Annotated in this window: 24 protein-coding genes; 13 read left to right on the top strand and 11 right to left on the bottom strand. The window is 72.5% G+C overall.

The genetic code is table 11. From position 1 onward, the window contains the following. The first annotated feature begins 97 nt into the window (after positions 1 to 97). The 3 genes from AC07A6_RS20055 to AC07A6_RS20045 all read left to right on the top strand — a co-directional run bounded on the left by AC07A6_RS20055 (position 98) and on the right by AC07A6_RS20045 (position 4,191). Positions 98 to 1,924: an acyl-CoA dehydrogenase gene (locus tag AC07A6_RS20055; protein ID WP_362461014.1), complete on the top strand. Its 1,827-nt coding sequence runs from the start codon at positions 98 to 100 to the stop codon at positions 1,922 to 1,924. Between the two features lie 137 nt (positions 1,925 to 2,061). Then, positions 2,062 to 2,796: a hypothetical protein gene (locus AC07A6_RS20050; RefSeq protein ID WP_386272977.1), complete on the top strand. Its 735-nt coding sequence runs from the start codon at positions 2,062 to 2,064 to the stop codon at positions 2,794 to 2,796. Between the two features lie 102 nt (positions 2,797 to 2,898). Further along, entirely contained in the window at positions 2,899 to 4,191 is a 1,293-nt protein-coding gene (locus AC07A6_RS20045) for a M18 family aminopeptidase (protein ID WP_362460772.1), read from the top strand. Between the two features lie 37 nt (positions 4,192 to 4,228). Here AC07A6_RS20045 and AC07A6_RS20040 read toward each other — a convergent pair whose 3' ends face one another. Then, positions 4,229 to 6,067 (bottom strand): NHL domain-containing thioredoxin family protein, encoded by a 1,839-nt coding sequence (locus AC07A6_RS20040; RefSeq protein ID WP_478777922.1) that lies wholly within the window; start codon positions 6,065 to 6,067, stop codon positions 4,229 to 4,231. A 67-nt stretch (positions 6,068 to 6,134) separates the two neighbouring features. Between AC07A6_RS20040 and AC07A6_RS20035 the strand changes: the two genes are divergently transcribed. Further along, the gene (locus tag AC07A6_RS20035; RefSeq protein WP_478777921.1) at positions 6,135 to 6,845 is read left to right on the top strand and encodes a hypothetical protein; all 711 of its coding nucleotides are present in this window, start codon (positions 6,135 to 6,137) and stop codon (positions 6,843 to 6,845) included. Between the two features lie 47 nt (positions 6,846 to 6,892). On the opposite strand, the gene AC07A6_RS20030 is transcribed toward AC07A6_RS20035, so the two are convergent. Both AC07A6_RS20030 and AC07A6_RS20025 read right to left on the bottom strand, forming a co-directional pair. Further along, entirely contained in the window at positions 6,893 to 8,440 is a 1,548-nt protein-coding gene (locus AC07A6_RS20030) for a recombinase family protein (RefSeq protein ID WP_478777920.1), read from the bottom strand. Positions 8,441 to 8,496: 56 nt separating this feature from the next. After that, positions 8,497 to 9,339 carry an ATP-grasp domain-containing protein gene (locus tag AC07A6_RS20025; protein ID WP_478777919.1) on the bottom strand — a complete coding sequence of 281 codons (843 nt, stop codon included), beginning with the start codon at positions 9,337 to 9,339 and terminating at the stop codon, positions 8,497 to 8,499. Positions 9,340 to 9,371: 32 nt separating this feature from the next. Here AC07A6_RS20025 and AC07A6_RS20020 point away from each other — a divergent pair, with 32 nt between their 5' ends. After that, positions 9,372 to 9,887, top strand: a complete 516-nt coding sequence (locus tag AC07A6_RS20020) for an LURP-one-related/scramblase family protein (protein WP_478777918.1) — start codon at positions 9,372 to 9,374, stop codon at positions 9,885 to 9,887. Here AC07A6_RS20020 and AC07A6_RS20015 read toward each other — a convergent pair. Further along, positions 9,884 to 10,663, bottom strand: coding sequence for a carbon-nitrogen family hydrolase (locus tag AC07A6_RS20015; protein WP_362460787.1), 780 nt, complete (start codon positions 10,661 to 10,663; stop codon positions 9,884 to 9,886). The genes AC07A6_RS20020 and AC07A6_RS20015 overlap by 4 nt on opposite strands. A 139-nt stretch (positions 10,664 to 10,802) precedes the next feature. Between AC07A6_RS20015 and AC07A6_RS20010 the strand changes: the two genes are divergently transcribed. Then, positions 10,803 to 11,630 carry a maleylpyruvate isomerase family mycothiol-dependent enzyme gene (locus AC07A6_RS20010; protein ID WP_362460790.1) on the top strand — a complete coding sequence of 276 codons (828 nt, stop codon included), beginning with the start codon at positions 10,803 to 10,805 and terminating at the stop codon, positions 11,628 to 11,630. Positions 11,631 to 11,718: 88 nt separating this feature from the next. Continuing rightward, positions 11,719 to 12,774 (top strand): AraC family transcriptional regulator, encoded by a 1,056-nt coding sequence (locus AC07A6_RS20005; RefSeq protein ID WP_362460793.1) that lies wholly within the window; start codon positions 11,719 to 11,721, stop codon positions 12,772 to 12,774. Here AC07A6_RS20005 and AC07A6_RS20000 read toward each other — a convergent pair. Both AC07A6_RS20000 and AC07A6_RS19995 read right to left on the bottom strand, forming a co-directional pair. Beyond that, the gene (locus AC07A6_RS20000; RefSeq protein WP_362460796.1) at positions 12,719 to 14,020 is read right to left on the bottom strand and encodes an MFS transporter; all 1,302 of its coding nucleotides are present in this window, start codon (positions 14,018 to 14,020) and stop codon (positions 12,719 to 12,721) included. The genes AC07A6_RS20005 and AC07A6_RS20000 overlap by 56 nt on opposite strands. Beyond that, positions 14,017 to 14,685, bottom strand: a complete 669-nt coding sequence (locus AC07A6_RS19995) for a GntR family transcriptional regulator (protein ID WP_007265140.1) — start codon at positions 14,683 to 14,685, stop codon at positions 14,017 to 14,019. The genes AC07A6_RS20000 and AC07A6_RS19995 overlap by 4 nt, the downstream gene beginning before the upstream one ends. A 145-nt stretch (positions 14,686 to 14,830) precedes the next feature. Between AC07A6_RS19995 and AC07A6_RS19990 the strand changes: the two genes are divergently transcribed. Then, complete coding sequence (locus tag AC07A6_RS19990) at positions 14,831 to 16,006, top strand: DUF418 domain-containing protein (RefSeq protein WP_478777917.1); 1,176 nt, start codon at positions 14,831 to 14,833, stop codon at positions 16,004 to 16,006. Here AC07A6_RS19990 and AC07A6_RS19985 read toward each other — a convergent pair. The 3 genes from AC07A6_RS19985 to AC07A6_RS19975 all read right to left on the bottom strand — a co-directional run bounded on the left by AC07A6_RS19985 (position 15,990) and on the right by AC07A6_RS19975 (position 20,002). Then, positions 15,990 to 16,331, bottom strand: coding sequence for a protease inhibitor I42 family protein (locus tag AC07A6_RS19985; protein WP_478777916.1), 342 nt, complete (start codon positions 16,329 to 16,331; stop codon positions 15,990 to 15,992). The two genes, AC07A6_RS19990 and AC07A6_RS19985, sit on opposite strands and share 17 nt — an antisense overlap. Before the next feature lie 30 nt (positions 16,332 to 16,361). Further along, positions 16,362 to 18,248, bottom strand: coding sequence for a C1 family peptidase (locus tag AC07A6_RS19980; RefSeq protein ID WP_478777915.1), 1,887 nt, complete (start codon positions 18,246 to 18,248; stop codon positions 16,362 to 16,364). Between the two features lie 548 nt (positions 18,249 to 18,796). Further along, positions 18,797 to 20,002, bottom strand: coding sequence for an FAD binding domain-containing protein (locus AC07A6_RS19975; protein WP_478777914.1), 1,206 nt, complete (start codon positions 20,000 to 20,002; stop codon positions 18,797 to 18,799). 81 nt (positions 20,003 to 20,083) lie between these two features. On the opposite strand from AC07A6_RS19975, the gene AC07A6_RS19970 reads away from it, so the two are divergent. The 5 genes from AC07A6_RS19970 (at position 20,084) to AC07A6_RS19950 (ending at position 24,236) form a co-directional block, all read left to right on the top strand. Continuing rightward, a complete protein-coding gene (locus AC07A6_RS19970; RefSeq protein ID WP_362460816.1) occupies positions 20,084 to 20,275 on the top strand; it encodes a hypothetical protein in 192 nt (63 codons plus the stop codon). Between the two features lie 94 nt (positions 20,276 to 20,369). Then, positions 20,370 to 21,428, top strand: coding sequence for a cytochrome P450 (locus AC07A6_RS19965; RefSeq protein ID WP_478777913.1), 1,059 nt, complete (start codon positions 20,370 to 20,372; stop codon positions 21,426 to 21,428). After that, positions 21,425 to 22,471: a JmjC domain-containing protein gene (locus AC07A6_RS19960; RefSeq protein ID WP_478777912.1), complete on the top strand. Its 1,047-nt coding sequence runs from the start codon at positions 21,425 to 21,427 to the stop codon at positions 22,469 to 22,471. Before AC07A6_RS19965 ends, AC07A6_RS19960 begins: the two co-directional genes overlap by 4 nt. Before the next feature lie 96 nt (positions 22,472 to 22,567). Further along, positions 22,568 to 23,761, top strand: coding sequence for a serine hydrolase domain-containing protein (locus AC07A6_RS19955; protein WP_478777911.1), 1,194 nt, complete (start codon positions 22,568 to 22,570; stop codon positions 23,759 to 23,761). Positions 23,762 to 23,924: 163 nt separating this feature from the next. Beyond that, a complete protein-coding gene (locus tag AC07A6_RS19950) occupies positions 23,925 to 24,236 on the top strand; it encodes a hypothetical protein (RefSeq protein ID WP_478777910.1) in 312 nt (103 codons plus the stop codon). Positions 24,237 to 24,246: 10 nt separating this feature from the next. On the opposite strand, the gene AC07A6_RS19945 is transcribed toward AC07A6_RS19950, so the two are convergent. Together AC07A6_RS19945 and AC07A6_RS19940 are read right to left on the bottom strand one after the other, a co-directional pair. After that, positions 24,247 to 24,678: a hypothetical protein gene (locus AC07A6_RS19945; protein WP_478777909.1), complete on the bottom strand. Its 432-nt coding sequence runs from the start codon at positions 24,676 to 24,678 to the stop codon at positions 24,247 to 24,249. 69 nt (positions 24,679 to 24,747) lie between these two features. Beyond that, on the bottom strand, positions 24,748 to 25,188 hold the full coding sequence (locus tag AC07A6_RS19940) for a glycine-rich domain-containing protein (protein WP_478777908.1): 441 nt from the start codon (positions 25,186 to 25,188) through the stop codon (positions 24,748 to 24,750). Positions 25,189 to 25,374: the final 186 nt, after the last annotated feature.

The raw sequence follows: 25,374 nt of genomic DNA, 5'->3' as shown, positions 1-25,374 counted from the left end.
GAAGGGTTGATTCTTATTACTGGTGGGTAGCATCATGACGTTACCGATTGGTATGTACGAGGAACCTGTCTCCCCGAGCCTTAACGGAGCCGTCGCCATGGGGCACTACAAGTCGAATCTCCGCGACATCGAGTTCAACCTCTTCGAGGTGCTCGGCCGCGACAAGCTGTACGGCACCGGCCCGTTCGGCGAGATGGACACCGAGACCGCCAAGAGCATCCTGTCCGAGATCGCCCGCCTCGCGGAGAACGAGCTCGCGGAGTCCTTCGCGGACGCCGACCGCAACCCGCCGGTCTTCGACCCGGCCACCAACACCGCCCCGGTCCCGGCCTCCTTCAAGAAGTCCTACGAGGCCTTCATGGACTCGGAGTACTGGCGCCTGGGCCTGCCCGAGGAGATCGGCGGCACCACCTCGCCCCGCTCCCTCATCTGGGCCTACGCGGAGCTGCTCCTCGGCTCCAACCCGGCCATCTGGATGTACTCCTCCGGCCCGGCCTTCGCGGGCGTCCTCCACGAGGAGGGCAACGAGGCCCAGAAGCGCATCGCGCAGATAGCCGTCGAGAAGCGCTGGGGCTCCACCATGGTCCTCACCGAGCCGGACGCCGGCTCGGACGTGGGCGCCGGCCGCACCAAGGCCATCCAGCAGGAGGACGGCTCCTGGCACATCGAGGGCGTGAAGCGCTTCATCACCTCCGGTGAGCACGACATGGAGGAGAACATCCTCCACTACGTCCTCGCCCGCCCCGAGGGCCACGGCCCGGGCACCAAGGGCCTGTCCCTCTTCCTCGTCCCGAAGTTCCACTTCGACTGGGAGACCGGCGAGCTGGGCGAGCGCAACGGCGTCTACGCCACCAACGTCGAGCACAAGATGGGCCTCAAGGCCTCCAACACGTGCGAGATGACCTTCGGCGACCAGCACCCCGCCAAGGGCTGGCTGATCGGCGACAAGCACGACGGCATCCGCCAGATGTTCATGATCATCGAGTTCGCCCGCATGATGGTCGGCACGAAGGCCATCGCGACGCTCTCGACGGGCTACCTGAACGCCCTGGAGTACGCCAAGGAGCGCGTGCAGGGCCCCGACCTCGCGAACTTCATGGACAAGACCGCGCCCAAGGTCACCATCACGCACCACCCCGACGTGCGCCGCTCGCTGATGACGCAGAAGGCCTACGCCGAGGGCATGCGCGCCCTGGTGCTCTACACGGCCTCCGTCCAGGACGAGATCGCCGTCAAGCAGGCCGCCGGCGAGGACGCCTCCGCCGAGATCGGCCTCAACGACCTGCTCCTGCCGATCGTCAAGGGCTACGGCTCGGAGAAGTCCTACGAGCAGCTCGCCCAGTCCCTGCAGACCTTCGGCGGCTCCGGCTACCTGCAGGAGTACCCGATCGAGCAGTACATCCGCGACGCCAAGATCGACACCCTCTACGAGGGCACCACGGCCATCCAGGGCCAGGACTTCTTCTTCCGGAAGATCGTCCGCGACCAGGGCGCCTCGCTGAACATCCTCTCCGAGACGATCAAGAAGTTCCTCGCCGAGGGCCCCGGCGGCGAGGACCTCGCCCCCGCCCGCGACGCCCTCGCCAAGGCCGCCGTGGACCTGGAGGCCATCGTCGGCCAGATGATCGTCGACCTCACCGCCACCGGCGAGGACGTCAAGAACATCTACAAGGTCGGCCAGAACACCACCCGCCTGCTGATGGCCTCCGGTGACGTCGTCGTCGGCTACCTGCTGCTCAAGGGCGCGGCCGTGGCCGCCGGGAAGCTGGAGGGCGCCTCCGCCAAGGACGCCGCCTTCTACACCGGCAAGATCGCCGCCGCGAAGTTCTTCGCCGGCCAGGTCCTGCCGGGCGTCTCGGTCCAGCGCGCGCTGGCCGAGGCCGTCGACAACTCCCTGATGGACCTCGACGAGGCCGCCTTCTAAGGAAGCGCGCCCGCCTCGCCGAACACGACGTACGCGGTGTACGTACGCACAGTGGCCGGACCCTCCCTGTCGGGGGTCCGGCCACTGCTGTCGGGCCGTTTCGGCCGTTGTCGGTGGTTCGTGGCACGCTCGTAGACATGAGTCCACAGGAGCAGCACGGCAGCAGGGGGTATTCCGTCCCCACGGGGCGCCCGTACGCCCTCAAGGAGCTCCAGGCCAACGTGGGCGCGCTCGGCGACCGGATCAAGGACCTCTACGACGGAGCCCACCCCGCCGAGTACGAGCCGGTGGCCGACGCCCTCTACGTGGCCTTCCAGACGGCGGCCGGCCTGGCCCCCGCCAAGAGCTACACCGGCTGCCCCGAGCACCCCAACGGCGCCCTCGACCCCGAGGCGCCCGAAGGCTGGGGCCGCTGCCTCATCTGCAACGACCGCCGCCGCCTCGGCCGGCGCCTCCAGGGCGGCCGGGCCGCGGGCCCCGCCCCCGCGGGCGAGCAGCGGCGCCTCGGGTACCCCGTGCCCGACCCCCCGTACACCCTCGACGTCCTGCGCCACTACCTGCGCGTGATCGACGAGCAGCGCTTCCACCTCACCCTCGGCTCCGCCGACCAGGACTTCGTACGCATCGCGGACGACCTCCACCGGGCCTTCATCGTGGCCCGCGAGCTGTCCCGCCCGCGCAACGCGTCGGGATGCTCCGAGCACCCCGGCGCGCCGATCGACCCCGATGCCCCACCGGGTGAGGCCTGTATCTTCTGCGCCGGACGCAAGAGACGCGCGCAGCGCCCGCCGCAGACCCCCGAGATGCTCCCCCGCATCCGCCGGGGCGAGCGCAGACAACTGCAGCGCAGATTCGAGCGTCCGCCGGGCTGAGAACGACGGGACCGCGGGGCAAACCCCCCGCGGTCCTCGACCTTTCGGCTATCCCGCCGCAGTCCGGCCAAGGCGAACACGACCGTCGTTAAGGTGAACCACATGAGCTCTCCCGCCCGCTTCGACCGCGGCCACACCGACGATCTGATGACCTACCTGACGGCCAGTCCGTCGCCGTACCACGCAGTGGCGAACGCGGCGGAGCGGCTGGAGAAGGCGGGCTTCAGGCAGCTGTCGGAATCGGACGCCTGGGACTCGGGCACGGGGGGCAGGTTCGTCCTGCGCGGCGGCGCGCTCATCGCCTGGTACGTGCCCGAGGGCGCGGCCGCGCACACCCCCTTCCGGATCATCGGCGCCCACACCGACTCCCCCAACCTGCGGGTCAAGCCCGTACCGGACACCGGCTCGCAGGGCTGGCGCCAGGTCGCCGTGGAGATCTACGGCGGGACCCTGCTCAACACCTGGCTCGACCGCGACCTCGGCCTCGCCGGGCGGCTGACCCTGCGCGACGGCACCGAGCGCCTGGTGAACGTGGACCGCGCCCTGCTGCGCGTCCCCCAGCTCGCCGTGCACCTGGACCGCTCCGTCAACACGGACGGCCTCAAGCTCGACAAGCAGCGGCACATGCAGCCGATCTGGGGCCTGGGCGAGGCCCGCGAGGGCGACCTGATCGCCTTCCTGGAGGAGGAAGAGGGCCTGCCGCAGGGCTCGGTGGCCGGCTGGGACCTGATGGTCCACTCGATCGAGCCGCCCGCCTACCTGGGCCGCGACCGCGAGCTGCTGGCCGGCCCGCGCATGGACAACCTGCTGTCGGTGCACGCCGGCGTCGCGGCCCTCGCCGCGGTGTCCGCCTCCGAGGGCCTGGACCACATCCCCGTCCTGGCCGCCTTCGACCACGAGGAGAACGGCTCCCAGTCGGACACCGGCGCCGACGGCCCCCTGCTGGGCAACGTGCTGGAACGTTCAGTCTTCTCCCGCGGCGGCACGTACGAGGACAAGGCCCGCGCCTTCGCCGCCACGGTCTGCCTCTCCTCGGACACCGGGCACGCGGTCCACCCCAACTACGCGGAGCGGCACGACCCTTCGCACCACCCGCGCGTCAACGGCGGCCCCATCCTGAAGGTCAACGTCAACCAGCGCTACGCCACCGACGGCAGCGGCCGCGCGGTGTTCGCCGCGGCCTGCGAGCGGGCCGGGGTGCCGTGGCAGACCTTCGTCTCCAACAACTCCATGCCGTGCGGCACGACGATCGGCCCGATCACCGCCGCCCGACACGGGATCCAGACCGTCGACATCGGCGTGGCGATCCTGTCGATGCACTCGGCCCGCGAACTCTGCGGCTCCGACGACCCGTTCCTCCTCGCGAACGCCCTGCTGGCGTTCCTGGAGGGCTGACGGCCGGCCCTCCGGGAACGCCCGCTACGGCCGCCCGTCAGGCGTCCATGCCCGCCAGCACCAGCGGCAGGCGTGCGGCGCCGGCGGCCGTGACGACGACCGGGACGCCCCAGTCCTGCTGGTGGACGTGGCAGGCCGGGTACTCGTTGGCCGGGTCGTCGTCGCAGGACGCGGCCATCGCCGAGACGTGCAGCACCCCTTCGGTCACGGCCGGGTCCAGCACCAGGTCCCGGAACAGGTCCGTGCCGGCCCCCTCGCCCTCCGCCAGCAGCTCCGGCGGGGTCGAGGAGACCAGCAGCCGGGTGGACGGCCCGTAGCGGGTGTCCAGCTTCTGGCCGGCCGGGGCCTGGAAGACCACGTCCAGGCGGAGCGTGCCGGGGGCCACCTCGGTGGCCGCCCGCTGGGTGCGGTGGGCGACCGCGTCCACGCGTACGGCCTCCTCCGGGAGCCGCAGCCGGGTCAGCCGGTGCCGGGCGGACTCCACCACCACGATGTCCTCGCCGGCCAGCACGGCGGCGCTGGGCTCGCGCAGGTCGGTGGCGAGCGTCGTCACCTGGCCGGTGGCCGGGTCGAACCGCCGCAGGGCGTGGTTGTACGTGTCGCAGACCGCGACCGAGCCGTCCGGCAGGGCGGTCACCCCGAGCGGGTGCTGGAGCAGCGCCTGGGCGGCGTCGCCGTCCCGGTGCCCGAAGTCGAACAGCCCGGTCCCCACGGCGGACCGCACGGCGTAGCCGCCCTCGGCGGGCTCCACGTACCGCAGCGCACTGGTCTCGGAGTCGGCGATCCACAGCCGGTCCCCGGCGGCCGCGAGCCCGGAGGGCTGGGCGAACCAGGCCTCGGCGGCGGGCCCGTCGACGAGCCCCTCGTTCGTCGTCCCGGCGGCGACGCCGACGGTCCCCGACTCCGGGTCCCAGGTCCACAGCTGGTGCACGCCGGCCATGGCGATCCACACCCGGCCCTGCCACCAGGCGACGTCCCACGGCGAGGACAGGTCCACCTCCAGCGCCGGCCCGGAGGTCGGGGACCCCTGCCACCACTGCCGCCCGGTCCCGGCGACGGTCTCCACGGCGCCCGTCTCCGGGTCGAGGACCCGCAGCGCGTGGTTGACGGTGTCGGCGACCACGACCCGCCCGTCGGGCAGCAGAGCCAGCCCCTGCGGCTCGCTGAAGGCGTCCGGCCCGAAGCCGCGCTCCCCGCTGCCGATCCGCCGCACGACGGTCTCCCCGTCGGCCTCCAGCTCCACCAGCTGGTGCCGCGTGGAATCGCTCACCAGCAGGTTCCCGGAGGGCAGCACGAGCGCCTTCCCGGGGAAGCGCAGGTCGGTCGCGACGGGCTCGGGCGCCACGTAGGGCCCGTCCCCGCGCCGCAGGGTCCCCTTGGCCTCGTGCTCGGCCTCCAGCTCCTCGACGAGCCGCGCGATGGCGTGCGCGTGCCCCTCACCGGCGTGCTGCGCGACGACGTACCCCTCGGGGTCGATCACCACGAGCGTGGGCCAGGCCCGCACGGCGTACTGCTTCCAGGTCACGAGCTCGGGGTCGTCGAGCACGGGGTGGTGCACCTCGTACCGCTCGACGGCGTCGACGACGGCGGCGTGCTCGGCCTCGTGGACGAACTTCGGCGAATGCACGCCGATGATCACCACGGTGTCCCGGTGCTTCTCCTCCAGCTCCCGCAGCTCGTCGAGGACGTGCAGGCAGTTAATGCAGCAGAACGTCCAGAAATCGACAACAACGCACTTACCACGCAGGTCTGCGAGGGTGAGGTCCTTGCCTCCGGTGTTCAGCCAGCCGCCCTTGCCGATCAGCTCGGGGGCACGGACACGGGCACGGCGGCGGGGCTCGGGCGCGGGGGTGGGCGCCGGGGCAGCATCGTTCATCCTTCAAGCTTGCCATCCGGGTATGAATGGCGGATCACACACCTACGGCAGGGGAGCAACGGTGGCTGTGGACGGGGAGAAGAACGATGCCGGTGAGACGGCACAGCCGGCGCAGGGGTTCATGGCGCTGCCGAACCGTACGGAGAAGGGACGGGAACCGTTTTCCAGGTGCCTGGCGGACGTGGTCCTGAGCGTCGGGCTCGACGTGGCTCCCGAGGGGGAGCCCGCTGGCGGGCGGAACTGGGAGCACCGGGTTCGGGCAGCACTGCGGGAAGCCTGCCGCCGAGGCGTGAGCCTTTCCGAGGAGTCCTTCGACGCGCTGATCAAGGCTGCCGTCTACGACCCCGATCCGAGCTTCAACCGCCAGTTCGTGGAGCCGGCTCTGAACGCGTTCGGACAGTGGCGCGTGCAATCCGCCATCCTCGGGTACCTGCGGACCGGTACCGATGCCGAGCGAGCCGGTGCGGCGCGGGCCTGGTACTGGTCGGCCCTGCGGCCGCGAATGCCCCTGGTGCGGGCGCAGAACCCCGGCGCTGCCGACCGGGCGGCGCCCGATGACGGCTCGTCCGTGTCCACCGAGTGGCACGAAGCGGCCCTGCGTGAGTTCGTGGCCAACGAGCACTTGGACGTCCGGCGCTGCATTCTCCCCGGACTGCCGCTCAAGAAGTCGCTCTACCGGCCGGAGCTGCACGGACTGGTGGACACGGCGACAGCGATAGCCCGGTCCCATCCGGACGACTACATCCGCCACCGTGTGGAACACCAGGTCGGCGACTGACATGCCCGATGGCCGGCATGCGGGCGGAGAGGGCGCTTACCGGGTGCTCAGGCGCCGATGTCCGTCCCCGCCGGCTTCGCCCAATGGATCTGGATGCGCTGCTCAGGGATGATCCGCTGACCACGCGCTCCCTTGCTCACCTCAACCCGGTCCATGGCAAGTGACAACCGCCCGCGCCGGTCCTCGTTCGTCGCGTCAGCCCACGTCTCCCGCAGGGTGAGGCCATCGAGCATCAGAGGCACATCCACCGGCGGCATGGGCAGCTGGCAGAGATCGGTTCGAAGCCCCTCGATGCGCCCCCTCAGCCTCTCTGAAAGTCGGTAGTAGCGTTCCACAGCTGCGGCGCCACGGAACTCGCCACGCACATAACGTGCGTCCTCAAGGTCAGCCAAGCGGGCTTCCTCGTCCTGGATCTCAGCAGTAAGCGCATCCCGTTTCGCAAAGGTCTCCGGGTCCATGCGGCGCACCCAGCGATCCGCGATTGCGGCGAGCAGCGGATCATCCGGCTCCAGCGCTGGCAGCTTGGTGAGGAATTGTTCCGTCACGTACTGGTCAACCGCTGCGGCCAGCGCCGACGCTCCGATGCACTGGTTGCCCGCACGGCGAGCCATGCATTGATAGCTGCCGCCCACACGGTGCATCCGGCGACCGCAGCCAGGAACCGCGCAATGGACGAGTCCCGTGAGCAGCGCCGTCCCTTCGGGCTTCGGCCGCCGTTTTCCTGCGTGCACGAACGTTCTCGATTCCAGGGTTTGGATGATCTGTTCCCGCTCGCCGACCGTGATGATCCCCTCGCCGATCTCGACCGTGTCCAGCGTCTCGGGATCGCGGTACGGGAAGACCCTGCCCGTGTACTTCCGCTCGCCGTCATCCGTCTCGACGCTCTCGGCCTCCGGCATCAGGCCGGCGAACGCCGGGGAACGCAGGAGCTGCATGATGCTGGCCGCGTTCCACTGCCCTCCCCGGGGTGAGCTGATCTCGTACTCGTTGAGGAGTCGGGCGATCTTGACCAACGATGTCCCGCCGAGTGCTTCGTCCGCGATCAGGCGGGCATAGACGGCATGCTCCGGGTCATGGACGAGCTTCTTCTTCGGGTCGATGAGCAGCCCGTACGGAGGCTGCCCACCGATCCACTGACCCTTGCTGCGGAGGTAGCGCTTCGCGTGCCCCACGCGCATGCCGAGATTCCTCGACTCGGACCGGGCGAGCTCAGCGAGCATCGCGACGGCCATGCGCGCTGAGTCGTCCGAGGTGTCGACACTGTCCACGACCGAGACGAGACGACCGCCGGCCTTCTCGATGTCGTCCAGCACCTTGCCCACCTGGCCGATCCCCTTGCGGGACAGACGGTCCAGTTTCCAGACGATCAGTGTGCCGACGACGCCCGCGGTGACGGCCGCGAGCGCGGCGTCGAAGCCCTTGCGCTCAACGGTCTTGTAACCGGACCGCCCTCTGTCCATGTGGACCTTGCGAACGGTCAGTCCGTTGCGTTCGGCCCAGACACGGCAGTCGACTTCCTGCCGTTCGATCGCAGTCTTGCCGTCCCTGTCAAGGGACACACGGAGGTACAGATCACAGAACGTGTCTTGGTGCATACACTCAGTGTGGCGAAGGGTTCTGTGCTCTGTTGTCTATTTGCCGGAATCGAGGATCACGATGTGACCGGGCAGGCCGGCGAGAGCGTGAACGCCCGCAGGGAGCTGATCAGGGCTGCCACGAAGGCGTCGCGGGCCGGGGCCGGGAGGAGGTCCAGGGAGAGGTACGGGTTGAGGTCCTCCAGTTCGACCAGGAGGAGCTCCCCCGACGGGGCGCGGCAGGCGTCCACGCGCTGGATGCCGTGGTCGAGGGTGTTCCAGTCGATGAAGCGGCGGGCGAAGGCCAGGTCCTCGGCGGTCGGCTCGTACGGGGTGAGCTCCCAGCGGCGGGCGGGGTCCGGGGCGTGGAGGGCGTACTGGAAGGCGTCGTCGACGAAGTAGAAGGAGACCTCGTACGCGAAGTCGATCCTCGGCTGGATCAGGATCTGTCCGGGCGGGCCGGAGGGGGTGGCGGTGAAGGTGAGGCCGATGGAGTCGGCGCCCTGCTTGGGCTTGACCGCGTACGTGGCGGTGGGCGGCAGCAGGTGCAGGTCGGCCGGGTCGTCCACGGTCGGGATCACCGGGTACCCGGCGGCCGTGAGGTCGAGGAGGTACTGCTTGCCGGCCATGTCGGCGCGGCCGGTGAGCGGGTTGTAGACGGGGGTCCCGGCGGCGAGGGCGGCGGCGCGGAACTCGTCGTAGGCCTGCTGGTAGCCCAGGACCGGGCCGCTGTTGCGGACGACGACGGCGTCGAAGCCGGGCATGAGGGCCCGCGCGTCCAGCGGGTGGCACAGGGCCAGGTCGAAGTGCTCGCGCAGGCGGGCGGTGAGGAATATGTCCTCGTCGCAGTAGCGGCGGCCGCGCGCGGGGTAGGCGAGGTCGGTCACGTAGAGGAGGCGGGTGCGGTGCTTCGTGGGCATGGGGCCAAGCTATCCCGGGCAACGATCAGCGCATGAAATACCTCGTTCGGGACAAACTGCTGGCCATCGGGGACGACTACTGGATCGAGGACGAGGACGGCCGGCACGCCTTCCTCGTCGACGGGAAGGCGCTCCGCTTCCGCGACACCCTGGAGCTGGAGGATCCCGAGGGGCGGGTCCTGCTGACGCTGCGGGAGAAGCTGTTCACGCTGCGGGACGCGATGACCCTGGAGCGGGACGGGCAGCGGCTCGCGGTGGTCCGGCGCAAGCGGCTCTCGCTGCTGTGCAACCACTTCCGCGTGACCATGGCCGAGGGCACGGAACTCGACGTCAGCGGGCGGATCCTGGACCGCGAGTTCAAGGTCGAGTACGAGGGCGAGCTGCTCGCCCTCGTCTCCCGGCAGTGGTACCGGATCCGCGAGACGTACGCCGTCGACGTGGTCCGGGAGGACGCGGACGCGGCGCTGCTGGTGGCGCTCGCCGTCTGCGTGATCAGAATGGCCGAAAAGGAACGGGAGGACGGGGAGGGTGGGGAGTCCGGGGACTAGCGGCCCAGGGTGCGGTCCTTGAGGGCCGGGAACTGGTCGCGGGTCTCGGCGACCTTCGCCGGGTCCAGGTCCACCGTCAGGACGGCCTCGCCCGGGCCCGCCTCCGCGAGGACCTCGCCCCACGGGTCCACCACCAGGCTGTGCCCGGCCTGTTCGACGCCCGCGTGCGTACCGGCCGTCGCGCAGGCCAGTACGTACGACTGGTCCTCCACGGCCCGCGCCCGGTTCAGCAGCGTCCAGTGCTCGCGCCGCCGGGCCGGCCAGCCCGCGGAGACGACCATCGTGGTGGCGCCGGCGTCGACGAGCCCGCGGAACAGCTCGGGGAAGCGCAGGTCGTAGCAGGTGGCGAGGCCGAGGGTCTGCTCCGGCAGGACCACCGTGGTCAGGGAGTCGCCGGCGGACATGAGCACCGCCTCGCCCTGGTCGAAGCCGAAGCGGTGGATCTTGCGGTAGGTCGCGGCGAGCTCGCCGGACGGGGAGAGCACGAGGGCGGTGTTGTACAGCGAGCCGTCGCCGGCGCGCTCCACGACCGAGCCCGCGTGCAGCCAGACCCCGGCGTCGGAGGCCGCCTTGGACATGACCTCGAAGGTCGGGCCGTCCAGCGGTTCGGCCTCCGTCTCGAACTGCTCGTAGGCGAAGGCGCCCACCGTCCACAGTTCGGGCAGCACGACGAGATCGGAGCCGCCCTGCTCCCTGACGAGTTCGGCGGCCCGCTGCCGCCGGGAAGCCACCGACTCGGCGTCGTTCACCGCGATTTGGATCAGAGAGGCGCGCACGCTACCACCGTCCTGGCATGTCAGCCGGTCAACTCAAGGCCTACGATCGTCACACGAAAGCGCTGTCGGGGTGCTCATCGGCAGCGTAGTTTTGGGAATAGTCCACAACGCGCCACTGAACAGCCAGCGAGGGGTCCCGTTGACCGTCCATCCCAGCCTTGAGCCCTATGCCGACGCGTGGACGCACTCCATCGAGGCGATAACCGAGCTGGTCCTCCCCCTCCCGGAGGGCCAGTGGAACCTGCCGACCCCCTGCCCCGGCTGGTCGGTGCGCGACATCGTCTCCCACCTCATCGGCCTCGAACTGGAACAGCTCGGCGACCCGCGGCCGATCCACACCCTCCCGCGCGACCTGCGGCACGTGGTGGACGAGTTCACCCGCTACATGGAGGTGCCGGTTGACGTCCGCCGCCACCACACCGCCCCGGAGATGACCTCGGAGCTGGAGTACACGGTCATCCGCCGGCAGCGCCAGCTGCGCAACGAGAAGCGGGATCCGGCCACCACGATGGTGCGCGGACCGCAGGGCAACCAGATCACGCTGGAGTTCGCGCTGCGGCTGCGCGCCTTCGACACCTGGATCCACGAGCAGGACCTGCGGGCGGCGCTGGGCGTCCCGGGGAACTGGGACTCGCCGGGCGCGTTCGTGGCGCGGGACATCCTCCTCGCCGGGCTGCCGAAAGTGGTCGCGAAGGGCGCGGGCGCCCCGCCGAACTCGGCCGTGGTCATCGACGTGCACGGGCCGGTGGAGTTCCTGCGGACGGTACGGGTGGACGCGGCGGGCCGGGCCACCCTCGACAAGACCCCCTCGCTGGGGCCGGACGTGTCACTGGCCATGGACTGGGAGACGTACGTACGGCTCGCCGCAGGCCGGGTGCGGCCGCGCACGGTCGCCGACCGGGTCAAGGTGGAGGGCGACACCGAGCTGGCCGCCGCCATCCTCGGTGCGTTCGCCGTGACTCCGTAGAACCGGCGCCTGCGTAGAACCGCGGCCCGGGTCCGGGCGTCCCCCTCTTCACGTGCGAACGCGCGACGTCCCGGGGGAGGTTCCGCAGGTGTGGTCCAGATTGTCGGCCGCCGCGGTGCCGGCGGCCGAGCGGATGGATTGGTTCACCGATCTCATAGCCGACCAGCTGGTGCCGACGGCGATCCGCAGCGAGAGTCCGGGCAGTTTCTGGGCGGAGGCCGCCGTACTGGACCTGGGCGGCGTGCAGGTGTCGACGTTCGAGTTCTCACCGCTGCACTCCGCCCGCACGGCCGCCCACGTACGGCGCGGCGATCCCGAGCAGTACCAGCTGGGGCTGGTCACCCACGGCTCGATGTCGCTGGCCCAGAACCGCTCCGACAGCGGGATGTTCAGCGGTGACATGGTGCTCTGGGACACTTCGCGGCCCATGTGGTCGGACGCCCTGCCGGGCGCCGACGGCCTGGTCCGGGCGGTGACCCTGTCGTTCCCGAAGGCCGCGATGCCGCTGCGCGGGGCCCGGGTCGAGCGGCTGCTCGCGCAGCGCGTCCCGGGCGGGTACGGGATGGGGGCGATCCTGGCCCAGTACCTGCGCTCGCTGACCGCGCACGCCCCGGACTGCGGGCCGGCGGAGCTGGAGCGGCTCGGGGCGGTCGCCCTCGACCTGGTGGGCAGCTGCCTGGCGGGGCGGCTCGGCGCCGAGGGGGCGCTGACCGCCGAGGCCCGGGAGACTGCGCTGCTGGCCCGGATCGACGCGTTCGTCGACCACAACCTCGGCGATCCCGCTCTGACCCCGGCCGCCGTGGCCGCCCGGCACGGGATCTCGCTGCGCCGGCTCCAGCTGCTGCTGCGCGAGCGGGGCGAGAGCCCGGCGGCGCGGATCCGGCGGCGCCGGCTGGAGCGGTGCCGGGCCGAGCTGGCCGACCCGGGGCTGCTCGGCCGGCCGGTGCACGAGGTGGCGGGGCGGTGGGGGTTCACCAGCCCGTCGGTGTTCAGCCGGGCGTTCCGCGACGCGTACGGGGTGAGCCCCACCGAGTACCGGCAGGAAGCCGCGCGGGAGGCGTCGGTACGGGAGGCGTCGGCGCGCGGGATCAGCGGGGCGCGGGGCGGGCGGCCTTCCGGGGGCTCGCCCCGGCGGCCGCGGTGACGGGGAGGGCCTCCCGTTCGCGGGCCAGGGCGCGGGGCGCCAGCCGCAGGACCTGGGTCAGGCCCAGCAGCTCCACCACGAACACCGACGAGAAGGCGGTCCGGTAGTCGTCCCCGGTGGCGTCGAGCAGGACGCCGACCGCCAGCAGGGTGGTCATGGAGGCGAGGAAGCCGCCCATGTTGGTGATGCCGGACGCGGTGCCCTGCCGTTCGGCCGGGTTCGCGGGCCGGGCGAAGTCGAAGCCGATCATCGAGGCGGGCCCGCAGGTGCCGAGGACCACGCACAGCGTGACCAGCAGCCACATCGGGGCCCGGTCGCCGGGGTACACCAGGACGGAGGCCCACAGCAGCGCGGTGATGCCGACGGTGCCCAGCGCGAGCGGGAGCCGGGCGCCCGGGCGGCGGCCGATGAGCTGCCCGTAGACCAGGCCGAAGCCCATGTTCGCGGCGACCACCAGGGTGAGCAGCCCGCCCGCGGTGGTCCGCGACAGCCCCTGCGCCTCGACCAGGAAGGGCATGCCCCACAGCAGCAGGAAGACCATCGCGGGGAACTGGGTGGTGAAGTGCACCCACAGGCCGAGCCGGGTGCCGGGCTCGCGCCAGGAGTCCCGGATCTGACGGCGTACGAAGCCGCCCGCGCCCCGGGCCACGGGCGGCGGCTCGTGCCCCTCGGGGTGGTCGCGCAGGAACAGCACGAGCGGGACGAGGACGATCAGCCCGGCGACCGCGCTGCCCGCGAAGGCCGGCACCCAGCCGAGGCCGTGCAGTACGGGCGCCAGCACCAGGGTGGAGACGAGGTTGCCCGCCATCCCCACGAGCCCGGCCAGCTGCGCCATCAGCGGTCCGCGCCGGGCGGGGAACCAGCGGGTGCCGAGCCGGAGCACGGATATGAAGGTCATCGCGTCGCCGCAGCCCAGCAGGGCGCGGGCGGCCAGTGCCATGCCGTACGAGGGGGAGAGGGCGAAGCCGACCTGCCCGGCGGTGAAGAGGACGGCGCCCAGCGTGAGCACCTTCTTGGTGCCGAGGCGGTCGACCATCAGGCCGACGGGGACCTGCATGCCGGCGTAGACCAGCAGCTGGAGGAGGGAGAAGGTGGACAGGGCGGAGGCGTTGACGTGGAAGCGGTCCGCCGCCTCCAGGCCGGCGACGCCCAGGCTGGTGCGGAAGATGACGGCGACGAAGTAGACGGCGACGCCGATGCACCAGACGGCGACGGCCCCCCGCCCGCCGGGCGGCTCGGCGTTCATCGGACCTCACCGCCGCCCCGCACCAGCGCGCCGACCCGGCCCACGTGGCCGCGTACGGCCGCGGCGGCCGCCTCCGCGTCCCCGGCGCGCAGGGCGTCGAGGATCTCGGCGTGCTCGTCGAGGGTGCGCTCCACCCGGTCGGGGTGGGCGTGCAGCAGGGCCACGCCCATCCGCAGCTGCCGGTCGCGGAGCTGATCGTAGAGCCGGCTGAGGATCTCGTTCCCGGCGTGGCGGACGATCTCGGCGTGGAAGCACCGGTCGGCGGTGGTCATCGCGGCGAGGTCGCCGCGGTCCGCGTACAGGCGCAGTTCCGCCAGCAGTTCCGTGAGCCGCTCCAGCAGTGCGGGCGGGGCCGGCACGGCCCGGCGCACGGTGAACTCCTCGACCAGCAGCCGGGTCTCGACCACGTCGGCGATCTCCTGTGCGGAGACCGGCAGCACCAGCGCGCCCTTCTTCGGGTAGAGCCGCAGCAGGCCCTCGGTCTCCAGCCGCAGCAGGGCCTCGCGGACCGGGGTGCGGGAGACCCCGACGGCCCCGGCGAGCTCGCCCTCGGTGAGCAGGGTGCCGCCCTCGTAGCGGCGGTCCAGGACGCCCTGCTTGACGTGGTGGTAGACGCGTTCGGCGGCGGTGGTGGCGCGGGTGGCCGGCGGAGTGGCTGGTGGCATGCGCACAGGATAGATACATGAGGCGTACAACGATCCTCCCGTCCGCGATGTGGACACGGCCCCGCCGCGACTGCATCGAAGGATGTAGCCCGCGTTCCTCCACCGGCAGGAAGAAGCGGGCCGCCCGCCCCGGGAGCCTTGAGTCATGGCCGACACCCTCGTCACACCCCGGGCAAACACGACCGCGGCCCGGCTGCCCCTCCTCGACGTCCTGCGCGGCGCCGCGATCCTCGGCACGCTCATGACCAACGTCTGGATCTTCGCCTCGCCGGGCTCCGAGTGGAGCGTCCTGCAGGGCGGCCTGAGCCTGCCGGACCCGGTCGCCGACCCGTCCGCCGCCACCATCGCCGAGACGGTCTTCCGCTTCCTGGCCGACGGCAAGTTCCTCTCGCTGCTGACCATCCTGTTCGGCGTGGGCCTGGCCATCCAGTACGACTCCGCCGCCCGCCGGGGCGAGCCGTGGCCCGGGCGCTACCCGCGGCGGGCCGCGTTCCTCTTCCTGGAGGGGACCGTCCACTTCGTCCTGATCTTCGCCTGGGACGTGCTCATGGGGTACGCCGTCACCGCACTGCTGGTGGCCTGGCTGCTGGCCCGCTCCGAGAAGGTGCGGCGGATCGCGATGTGGGTCGCCGCCGGCGTCCACCTCACCCTGGTCGCCCTGGTGACCCTCGGCGACGCCGTCACCCCCGACTCCCCCAAGACGCCGGACCCGGAGGCCGTACGGCTCTACGCGCACGGCAGCTGGGCCGAGCAGATCGGCTTCCGCCTCGACAACGCCCTCGCCCTGCGCATCGAGCCCGTCTTCACCTTCGGGCTGCTGGTGTTCCTCTTCCTCCTCGGCGTGCGCCTCCACCGGGCCGGCGCCTTCGGCCCGACCGCCGCCGGGCGCCGGATCCGCGCCCGGATGGCCGCCTGGGGACTCGGCCTCGGACTGCCGCTGGGCATCGCCGCCGAGCTGGGCGGCCCCGACTTCTTCGTCCTGGGCCGGTACGGCATCGCCCCGCTCGTCGCCGTCGGCTACATCGGCCTCATCGGGTGGACCCTCGACCGGTTCGCCGTCCCCGGCGCGGCGGCGCTCGGCTCCGTCGGGCGCACCGCCCTGTCCTGCTACGTCGGCCAGAACCTGCTGTGCGTCCTGCTCTGCTACGGCTTCGGGCTCGGGCTGGCCGCCCGGTTCGAGGGGAGCGGGCCGTGGTGGGTGATGGGCCTGTGGGCCGCGGTGAGCCTGGTCCTGGTCGCCGGGTCCCGGCTGTGGCTGCGGTACTTCGGCCGGGGGCCGCTGGAGGCCGTGCAGCACTGGGCGCTCAAGCCCCGCCGGTGAGCCCCTCGGTGACCTCCACTTCGAGGACGAACTCGTCGTAGGGGGCCTCCTCGGGGTAGGGCGGCCGGACCTGCGCGAAGCGGATCCGGGCCCGCCCGCCGGGGCGGCGGCCGCGCACCACGTACGTCCGGACCAGCGGGGCGCCGGGCTCCGCCGGCGGGGCGGGACCCCCCGCCGTCTCCGCCGTCTCCGCCGTCTCCGCCACGGAGACGGCGTCGGCGTCCCCGCCGACCTGCCAGGTCCACACGTACCCGCGCGCCCCGCGCCCCGTCAGCCGCAGCTCGTACGACTCCCCGGCGCGCAGCGCGATCCCGCGTACCTCCACCGGCCGCCTCCCTCGTGCATCACGCCGGGCTCACGCCGGGCCGATCACCGCCCCCTCGTGCCAGCCCGCGCCGTCGCGCCAGTAGTGCTGGAGCAGCCGGTCGGTGCGCAGGACGAGGACTTCCAGGTTGAACCCGAAACTGCCCTGGAGCATCCCGGTGACGGCGACCGCGTCGTGCCCGAAGACCGCACTGCGGGCCCAGGGCGCGCCCGCCGCGTTCCCCCGCCACCAGTGCTCGATCCGGCCGTCGGCGCCGGCCACGCACAGCTCGTAGTTCCCGGCGGTGTCCTCGTCGGCGGCCCCGTACTGGCCCTCGATCAGGCAGGGCGCGGAGTTGATGCGGCTGCCGAAGACCTCCCCGGCCCGCCAGACGAAGCCGTTGGGGTCGTCGCGCCACCACAGCTGCATCCGGCCGTCGGTGCGGGCGGCGACCAGGTCGAGCGTGCGGGAGCGGGTCTGGATCAGGGCAGGGCCGTAGTGGGCGATGCCGGAGGCGAAGCGGCCGCCGTCGTTCCAGGTCCAGGGGGCGCCGTTGATCCGCCACCAGTGGCCCAGCCGGCCGTCGGCGGTGCGGACGACCACCTCGAAGTTGCCCGGCTTGCCGTAGTCGCTCTGGATGAAGGCCGGGGTCGAGCCGACGGCCGCGTCGCCCGGGCCGAAGGCGCCGCCGTCGCGCCAGACGCCGACGGCCTGCTCGTAGTACCAGTGCCGCAGCCGGCCGCCGGTGGTGACGTGCAGGGACTCCATGTTCCGGTTGTAGGTGGTGCCGGTGAACGCGGGCTGCCCCGAGGCGTCGGAGGCGTAGGACCGGCCCCGGGCCCAGGCGAAGGGCGCGTCCCCCTCGCGCCACCAGTGCTGCAGCCGGCCGCCGCCGGCGGTCGCCGCCATCTCGAAGTTGCGGTGGGCACGGCCGTTGCCGCTCTCGTAGACGCTGCCCGCGTGCAGGCGCCGCTTGCTCCAGGGGTCGATGTTGGTGCCGCGCAGGCCGCACTTGGCCCAGTAGTCGATGTTGACCTCGCCGTACGCGATCCGGCCGTAGCCGCCGACGTGGTAGCCGGGCCCCCAGGAGTTCTTGAACAGCCAGCAGCCGGCCGCGTCGTCGTAGCCGACGACCAGCACGCAGTGCCCGCCGGCCAGCCGGTCGCTGGTGCGGTGGTACACCCCCGCCCCCAGCCCGAAGAAGTCGTCGTAGACGTCGAAGCAGGCGGTCAGCGGGCCGACCGTGTCCAGCCACACCTTCTGCTGCTCGACGTCGCCCAGGCGTACGTAGTCACCGATGCGGACGGTCCGGCCCGAGCGGTCCCAGCTGGGCGTGTACTCGGCGCGCCAGGCGTCGCGCCGCTCGGCCGGCAGGCCCGGGGGCGGGGTGCTGTAGGGCCAGCAGCCGGGGTCGGCGAGACCGCCGTTGTCCTTGATCCAGTCGAGGGCGGTCTCCGGGTTGCTCCCCTGCCCGCAGGTGAACTTGAGCCCGTCGTGGACGTCGCCCTCGGAGCGCTTCGCCCACACGTCGTGCTCGATCCGGGCCATCGACTCGACGAGCCCGGCCGCGCCGAAGGCCCAGCAGGAGCCGCACGGGTTCTGGTCCTTGACCTTCGTCAGCCAGGGCCACCCCCAGCGGCTGCGCCAGTCGACGGCCGCGGGCCGCCCGGCCGCCGCCGCACCGCTTCCGCCCAGCAGCCCGTTGGCGGCGCGCCGCCGCGTCAGGTGCGGGTTGCCGCTCGCCCGCCCCACGAGCGCCCGCAGGTCCACGGAGCCCGCCTCGGCCGCGGGCGTCAGGTTCACCCCCGGCTCCAGGCCGAGGGCGGGCCTCGGCACCGGCTCCTCGTCCGCCAGGTGCTCGCTGACGGTCCAGCGCGCCCCGCACTCCACGAGCTGCGCCCGCAGCTCCCCCACCGTCTGGACAGACTCCTCCGGCATCCCCGGCCCCCCAGCTGCAACCCTCGGTCGTGAGCCCGGGGAGCGTCTCCCCACCACCCGCCCCCGTCAAGGGGGGCCGCGCGGTCGCGCGGTGGCACGGGGGTCGTACGCGTCCGGCTCCCGCCGGGGGAAGCCGGGGATACGGGTGGGGGCCGGTACCGGTCCGGGACACCGCTGCGCGGGGCCGTCCCCTACCCGCCCTTCAACCGTTCTCGCCTCAATCGCCGGCGGGGCTGAAAGACCGGGGCTCCGCCCGGACCCGTTCCGGGCGCTGCGCGCCCGGTGCGCTCAAGCGCCGCGCGGGCTGGAATTTCGCTGCGCGAAATCCAGCCCCGCCGGCACATCCCAGCCCCGCCGGCGTTTGAGGCGCGGGGGTCTGGGGGCGGAGCCCCCAGGAGGGGTCCGGGCGCAGCCCGGGGAAAGGGCGAAGGGCGGGGCGGGGAGTAGCCCGCGCAGCGGCACCGCCCAGCCGCACCCGGCCCACCGGCCCCGGCGGCGGCCGAACCGCGCAACCGCCCGGCCAGGGCAACGGCAACGGCAACGCCCCCCTACCGGGTCATGGACTGCCCCCCGATACCGGCGGCGCCCCCCAGCTGCCCCCGCCACCACACCTCGGCGTCGGCCCCGCTCATCCGCCCCCACTCCGGCGTCCGTTCCACCTGCGCCCGCCCCAGCCGCCGTGCCAGCGCGACCAGTTCCCGCCCGGCCGCGCCCCTGGCCGCCTGGTACTCCCGCAGCAGTTCCTCCCACGTGCCCGCCCCGGCCCACGCGGCCCCGAAGGCGGTGGCGTCCTGGAGCGCCTTCGCGGCGCCGCTGGTGTTGTGCGGGCGGACCACCGTGGCGGCGTCCCCGGCGAGGAGGAGCCGGCCGGCGGCGGTGCTCGCGGTCTCCAGGTCGTAGATGGGCTGTACGAAGGTGTCCGCCGGGGCGGTGAGGCCCAGCGCCCGGCCCCAGTACGGCGGGAACTCCCGCTCCAGCAAGGCCCGCAGGTGGTCCAGCAGTTCGGGGGTCAGCGCGCCCGGCGGGAAGCTGGTGGGGTCGTCGAAGCGCAGCCGCCCGTCCGGCGGGGGCGGCGCGTACAGCACCCAGTTGACGCGCGGCCCGTCCGGCCCGGGGATCCGGTAGATCACGCAGCTCCCGCCGGGGAAGCACACGGTGGTCACCGCCTCGGGGTACGCCTCATCGCCCTCCAGCAGCGCGGCGTCGAGGTTCCCCCGCCAGCACACGTACCCGGCGTAGTGCGGCCGCGCCCCCGGCGCCACCGCCTCCCGCACCACCGACCGGTACCCGTCCGCGCCGACGGCCAGGTCGTACCGCTCGACGGAGCCGTCCCCGAGCCGCACCTCGGCCGCGCCCCCGTCCCCGGCGACCCCGGCGACGGCCACGCCCTGCCGGTACACGACCTCCTCCGGCACGACCCCGCGCAGCCCGCGCCACAGCAGCCCCCAGTGGTACGAGTGGAACGGGAACGGCTGCTCCCAGATCATCCGCCCGCCCGGCCCGGCCCCGCCGTCCCGCACCACCCACCGCCGGCGCAGCAGCCGGTGCGCCGGGATCCCGCCGGGCAGTGCCCCGGCGGCGGCCAGTTCGGCGGCGCGCTCGTCGTGCACGCACAGCCCGACCCCGCGGTCCGCGAGCCGCCCGCGCGTGCGCTCCAGTACGACGACCCCGTCGGCCCCGGCCCGCACCGCGGCGGAGGCGAACGCGCACCCCGCGATGCTCCCGCCGACCACCGCTACCGTTCCGCCCCGCATAACCGCCCCCTGCCGAAGCCGAGTTGCCCTGGGACGACCACCGTATCGGGCGGACCTGCCGCAGGCGGGCGTTAGCGGCGCGTGAGTCGAACGTCAGCGGCGCCGACCAGCATGAATCCGGTCGCCGCAGGTCAACAGGCCTCAGCGACGGCACCCGATCGAATCCTCAATCCCCACAGGGAGCAGCAGATGAAGATGATCAAGGCGCTGGTGAAGAAGTTCAAGAAGGACGAGGAGCTCGCCAACCACGCGTGGGTCCTGCACGTCATCTGACCCACCCCAGTCGGCGCGGGACGCGGCATCCCCCTGTCGCGTCCCGCGCTCCGGCGCCCCACGTCCTTCATCCCGGACCGGAGGCAGGAGCCCCATGCCGGAAACGGCCCCCAAGGCGGCCGGCGGCCATCGCGTCGTCTACGCCCCGCGCATCCAGGACCTGCTGGCCAGGAAGGAAACGGTCTTCCGGATCGACGCGGCCACGGTCGGCGTCTCGGACCCCGCCCTGATGGCCGAGGTCGTCGCGGCCCGCCCCGTCCTGTCGGCGGAACGTTCCGTCTACAAGCCCGCCGCGGGCGCCGACATCCCGCACGACAGCGCGACGCGGACCATCCGCGCCCTGGGCCGGGACGTCACGGTCGCCATCCGAACCACCCCGCCGCCGCCCGCGCGCGGGCTGTCGGGCGCCTGGCCGTACGCGGCGACCTCCTACCTGCGCCGCTGGCTCTTCGCCTCCGACCCCCTGCCGGTCTCCCTGCTGTCGAAGCGCGCCGTCACCGGTTCCGACGCCCTCTCGCGGCTCGTCGACCGCGCCGTCACCCACTGGCCGGGCTCCGCTGCCGGCGGCACGGCCGGCGCGCTGGCCGGGCAGATCCGCGACGCACCCGGCACCCTCGAACGGAGGCAGGCCGTCGCCCTGTACCGGCGGGCGAGCGCCACCCTCTGCGACGGCGTGGCCGCGCTGGCCGGCAACGCCCTGTGGCTCATGGGGCCGGCCCGGGAGCAGCGGGCGGCCCGCCCCGGACTCACCCCGTTCCTGTGGGAGACGCTGCGCCTGCTCCCGCCCGCCTGGATGCTGTGGCGCAAGGGCGGTGACGCGTACGCCGCCCTGCATCCGGAGATCCGGCCCGGGGACGACGTCGCGCTGTTCCCGCTGCTGATGCACCGCCACACCGACTTCTGGCCCGACCCGCTGGAGTTCCAGCCGGAGCGGTGGGCGGGCGTGGCCGACCCGGAGAAGACCCCCGCGTTCATGCCGTTCGGCTTCGACGGCGCCCGCTGCTGGGCCAAGCACCTGGTCGTACCTCTGGCCGAACGGCTGCTGGAGGTCGCCTTCGAGAACGGGATCACCCTCCATACCCCGGACGGGGAGACGCACGTCCCCTTGCGTTCGCTGCTCTCCGTCCGGTTCGACGCGGAAACCGGGGCATGACCGCCACCACCGACGACACGACCGACCACACCACCGGGGGACACCTCATGGAATCGCCCACGCTGGCCGCCTGGGTCGGCGACGTCGCGGGCTTCGCCGAGCGCCGCTGGCAGCGCGAACCGGCCGCCTACGTCCCGGCCGCGCCCGCCCCGCCGTTCGACCTCGACGAACTGGACGCCGCCTTCGACTCGGGCCTGCTGCGCACCCCCTACCTGGAGATGGTCCGCTCCAACAAGGTCGTCGTACCGCCCGACGCCTACACCTCCTCCCGCGTCGTCAACGGCATCACCTACTCCGGCTTCGCCGACCGCGCGAAGGTCGTCGCCCAGCTGCGCGCCGGGGCGACGCTGCTGCTGCGCTGCGTCGACCAGTGGCACCGGCCGACGGACGATCTGGTGGCGCGGCTGTCCGAGGAGCTGGACCGGCGCGTGGAGGCGTTCTTCTTCGTCACGCCCGTCGGCGGGCAGGGCCTCGCGGTGCACCGCGACGACGCCGACGTGTTCGTCCTCCAGGTCGCGGGCAGCAAGACCTGGTACGTCCACGACGCGCCGGCGGCGGCGGACTGGCAGCCGGGGGAGCTCCCCGACGACGAGCACTCCCCGCGGCTGCTGCACACCGTCCTCGAACCCGGCGGAGTGCTCTACGTCCCGCGCGGCTTCGCGCACCGGGCGGTGGGCGCCGCCGGGCTGTCCGCGCACCTGTCGCTGACCATCCGCGACCTGTCCCTCCAGGACCTGCGGACCGCCCTGGAGAAGCTGCTGACCGAGGGCCTGGATCTCCCACCCCGCCCGCTGGGCGAGCCCGCGATCGCCGACGCCTGCGCCACCCTGCTGGACCGCGTCCGTTCGGCCGCCGACACCGTCACCCCGGACGACCTGCGGCTGGCCGCCCGCGCCGCCCGGGCCCGGCAGCCCGCGGAGCCCGCGCCGCCGCTCGCGGAGACGGCCCGGACCTGGGACGCCGCCACCCGGCCCGGCGGCCTGACCTCCGTCGGCCGCACCTGGCGCCGCCTGCGCGACGCGGCCCGTACCGCCGGCCCCTGACCCGGCCCCTGACGCCCGCCGGGCGGGGCGGGGGCCCCGGGCCTACGCTGGGGTTCCTCGGGGTCCCGGGTTCCCTGGACGGCAGGAGGCCGCGCCATGAAGCCGACCGCCCGTATCCGGCTCCGCCGGGCCTGCGTGGCCCTGGCCGCCGCCGCAGCACTCATCGCGCCCGCCACGGCCGCCGCCGCCCCCTCACCGGACCCCGGCGGGGACTTCCCGGAGCTGACCCCGGCCGTCGCGGCGAAGCTGGACCGGGCCGTCCAGGACACCCTGCGCGAGGCGAAGGTCCCGGGCGTGATCGTGGGGCTGTGGGCGCCGGGCAAGGGCAGCTACGTGAAGACGTTCGGGGTGGCCGACAAGGAGACCGGCGCCCGGATGCGGACGGACTTCTACACCCGCATCGGCAGCCAGACCAAGACCTTCACGGTCACCGCCCTGCTCCGCCTCGTCGACCAGGGGAAAGCCGGCCTGGACGACCCCATCGGCAAGTACGTCACGGGCGTCCCGAACGGCGACCGCATCACCCTGCGCGAGCTGGCCGGCATGCGCAGCGGCCTGTTCAACTACAGCGACGACGACGCCTTCGACAAGACGCTCACCACCGAAGGCACCCGCCCCTTCACCCCGCAGCAGCTCCTCGCCTACTCGTTCAAGCACCCGGTGAACTTCGCGCCGAACGCCAGGTTCGAGTACTCCAACACCAACCTGATCCTCCTCGGCCTGGTCATCGAGAAGGTCACCGGACAACCCCTCCAGCAGGTCCTGAAACAGCAGGTCATAGACCCTGCCGGACTCCACCACACCCTCTTCCCCACCAACGCGGCCTTCCCCTCCCCGCACGCCCAGGGCTACACCGACCAGTCGGCCACCGGCGGCATCGTCAACGCCACGGACTGGAACCCCTCCTGGGCCTGGGCCGCGGGCGCGATGATCTCCGACCTGGAGGACCTCCGCAGCTGGGCCAAGACCCTCGCCACCGGCACCCTCCTGAAGCCCGCGACCCAGGCGGAACGCCTGAAGACCACCTCGGTCGGCATCCCCGGCGCCGGCTACGGCCTCGGCCTGTTCGACGTCCAGGGCTGGATCGGCCACAACGGCTCGCTCCCGGGCTACGAAAGCCTCGGCGTGTACCTGCCGGAGGAACAGGCGACGCTGGTGGTCATCCTGAACACCGACGCCCTGCACGACGGCCAGGAGCCCAGCACCCTCTTCGGCGAGGCCATCACGGAGATCGTCACCCCGGACCACGTCTACCCGGGCCACAAGCCGACCCCGCCGAGGCACGGCTGAGGCCGGGGGGAGGGGGTGGGGTCGGGGTCCCGTCGTGGGTCCCGAGCTGGCTGCCGGGGACCCTTTATGCCCACCCCCCTTGACCGCGGACCTCTAGGGTTCTCTGACCGGCCTCTATCCCAACGGGCAAGCTAGCAGGGGCCACTGACAACGGGGGATCGCGATGACGCGGGGGCGGTGGGGCTGCGTACTCATACCCCTGGCCGGGCTGGCCACGGGACTGCTCGGCACCAGACTGCTGGCGGCCGCCTGGCGGGCGTGCGACGCGGGCGTCAACGCCTCGGCCAACGCCCTGGCCCTCCTGCTGTACGGAGCCTTGCTCACCCTCCTCGCCCTGGCGTGGTGGGGAGCGGCGCTCGGCTACATCGGCCCCCGCAACGCGCCCGCCGCCCTGCTGGCGGGCGCGGCCGGCTCCGCGCTGATGCTCTGGGCCTTCATCGCCGTCCTGGGCGTCCCGCACGGCTACGAGTGCTAGCCCACCGTGGCTACGCGTTGTAGAACGAAGGCCGTTCGGCCACTTGGTCAGGGGTGAGTCCTTCCACAGTCAGGTTGCCCGTCCAGAGCTGGTCGCGATTGGCATACGTCGCCTCGAAGGTCACGCGCCTACCGCCGGGTTCGAGCTTCCATCCCTGGTCTTCGAGCTGGACGATGCGGTCGCTGCCGCAGACGAACGCGCGGGTCGCCTGGATCAGGATCCACTGCGCCAGTTCCGCGTCCTTGGCGGCCGGCCTGCCGCAGGTGCGGGCCATCTGCCACAGCCGGGGCCACTCGACCCCGGGGGTCAGGGGGCCGATCACGGCCACGTCCCCGATCCGCCTTTCGTCGAGGTGATGGGTGGCGTAGCCGAAGACCGCACCGAACATGGCGAACACGGTGACCCGGCCCCGCCCGGCCAGACCCTCGTCACTGCTGTTCATCCTTGGAACCCTTGCCTGGGGCGGTCCGGCCGCCTTGGCCACAGCCGCGCCGCATGCGTCCGCAGTGATTCAGCAACCGTCGCCGTCGCCGCAGCAGGCCGGTGGGTTGCAGTCCTTCGCGGCACCCCACAGCCGGTCGTCGACATGGAATCCGGCCGCCTTCACGCGGTCCATGACGGAGCCGATCAGGGGGCGCGTGCGGACAACGGCCTTGGGCTCGTGGTCCAGGAAGTACCCGAACTGCTCCAGGCACCACGTGCGGTACGCGGTCGTGTGCAGGGCGAACGAGTGCCAGCCCGGATCGACGGTCGCCGAAGGGGTCATGTCGAACGCGCGGGTATCGCCCATCACCTTGAGGAAGGCCAGCGCTTGGTCCACGATCTCGCGGGCCGTGCACAGTTCGTGCCCGTACTCCTCCGCGCAGAACTCGGACACCTTCTCGAACAGCTCGGGACTGACAAGGTCCCGCCCGTGCCGTAGGCCTGCGGGGATTTCCAGCGTCCTGGTCACATCGCTTTCCTCTCTCTGGACGCTCAGGGGCCCTACCGGGGCGGACGCGTCAACCGGTGCCGCTGCCGATTGGCGGGCGCGGAAGGCCCGCCAGGCACGTTCACGGCGCTCCTCCGGCGACATGAACTCGGGGAGCCGTCTCACGCCGTGGCCTCGCCAGGGCACCGGTTCGCGTGCCGGTAGGTG

It is taken from the genome of Streptomyces sp. NPDC044002, assembly GCF_056434525.1.
This window is presented reverse-complemented; position numbering and strand designations above follow the sequence as displayed.

Excerpts from the sequence above, each read along its gene's own strand:
- AC07A6_RS20055 (WP_362461014.1), top strand. The coding sequence starts at position 98 with ATGGGGCACTACAAGTCGAATCTCCGCGACATCGAGTTCAACCTCTTC.
- AC07A6_RS20050 (WP_386272977.1), top strand. The coding sequence starts at position 2,062 with ATGAGTCCACAGGAGCAGCACGGCAGCAGGGGGTATTCCGTCCCCACG.
- AC07A6_RS20045 (WP_362460772.1), top strand. The coding sequence starts at position 2,899 with ATGAGCTCTCCCGCCCGCTTCGACCGCGGCCACACCGACGATCTGATG.
- AC07A6_RS20040 (WP_478777922.1), bottom strand. The coding sequence starts at position 6,067 with ATGAACGATGCTGCCCCGGCGCCCACCCCCGCGCCCGAGCCCCGCCGC.
- AC07A6_RS20030 (WP_478777920.1), bottom strand. The coding sequence starts at position 8,440 with ATGCACCAAGACACGTTCTGTGATCTGTACCTCCGTGTGTCCCTTGAC.
- AC07A6_RS20025 (WP_478777919.1), bottom strand. The coding sequence starts at position 9,339 with ATGCCCACGAAGCACCGCACCCGCCTCCTCTACGTGACCGACCTCGCC.
- AC07A6_RS20020 (WP_478777918.1), top strand. The coding sequence starts at position 9,372 with ATGAAATACCTCGTTCGGGACAAACTGCTGGCCATCGGGGACGACTAC.
- AC07A6_RS20000 (WP_362460796.1), bottom strand. The coding sequence starts at position 14,020 with ATGAACGCCGAGCCGCCCGGCGGGCGGGGGGCCGTCGCCGTCTGGTGC.
- AC07A6_RS19995 (WP_007265140.1), bottom strand. The coding sequence starts at position 14,685 with ATGCCACCAGCCACTCCGCCGGCCACCCGCGCCACCACCGCCGCCGAA.
- AC07A6_RS19990 (WP_478777917.1), top strand. The coding sequence starts at position 14,831 with ATGGCCGACACCCTCGTCACACCCCGGGCAAACACGACCGCGGCCCGG.
- AC07A6_RS19980 (WP_478777915.1), bottom strand. The coding sequence starts at position 18,248 with ATGCCGGAGGAGTCTGTCCAGACGGTGGGGGAGCTGCGGGCGCAGCTC.
- AC07A6_RS19975 (WP_478777914.1), bottom strand. The coding sequence starts at position 20,002 with ATGCGGGGCGGAACGGTAGCGGTGGTCGGCGGGAGCATCGCGGGGTGC.
- AC07A6_RS19965 (WP_478777913.1), top strand. The coding sequence starts at position 20,370 with ATGCCGGAAACGGCCCCCAAGGCGGCCGGCGGCCATCGCGTCGTCTAC.
- AC07A6_RS19960 (WP_478777912.1), top strand. The coding sequence starts at position 21,425 with ATGACCGCCACCACCGACGACACGACCGACCACACCACCGGGGGACAC.
- AC07A6_RS19955 (WP_478777911.1), top strand. The coding sequence starts at position 22,568 with ATGAAGCCGACCGCCCGTATCCGGCTCCGCCGGGCCTGCGTGGCCCTG.
- AC07A6_RS19950 (WP_478777910.1), top strand. The coding sequence starts at position 23,925 with ATGACGCGGGGGCGGTGGGGCTGCGTACTCATACCCCTGGCCGGGCTG.
- AC07A6_RS19945 (WP_478777909.1), bottom strand. The coding sequence starts at position 24,678 with ATGAACAGCAGTGACGAGGGTCTGGCCGGGCGGGGCCGGGTCACCGTG.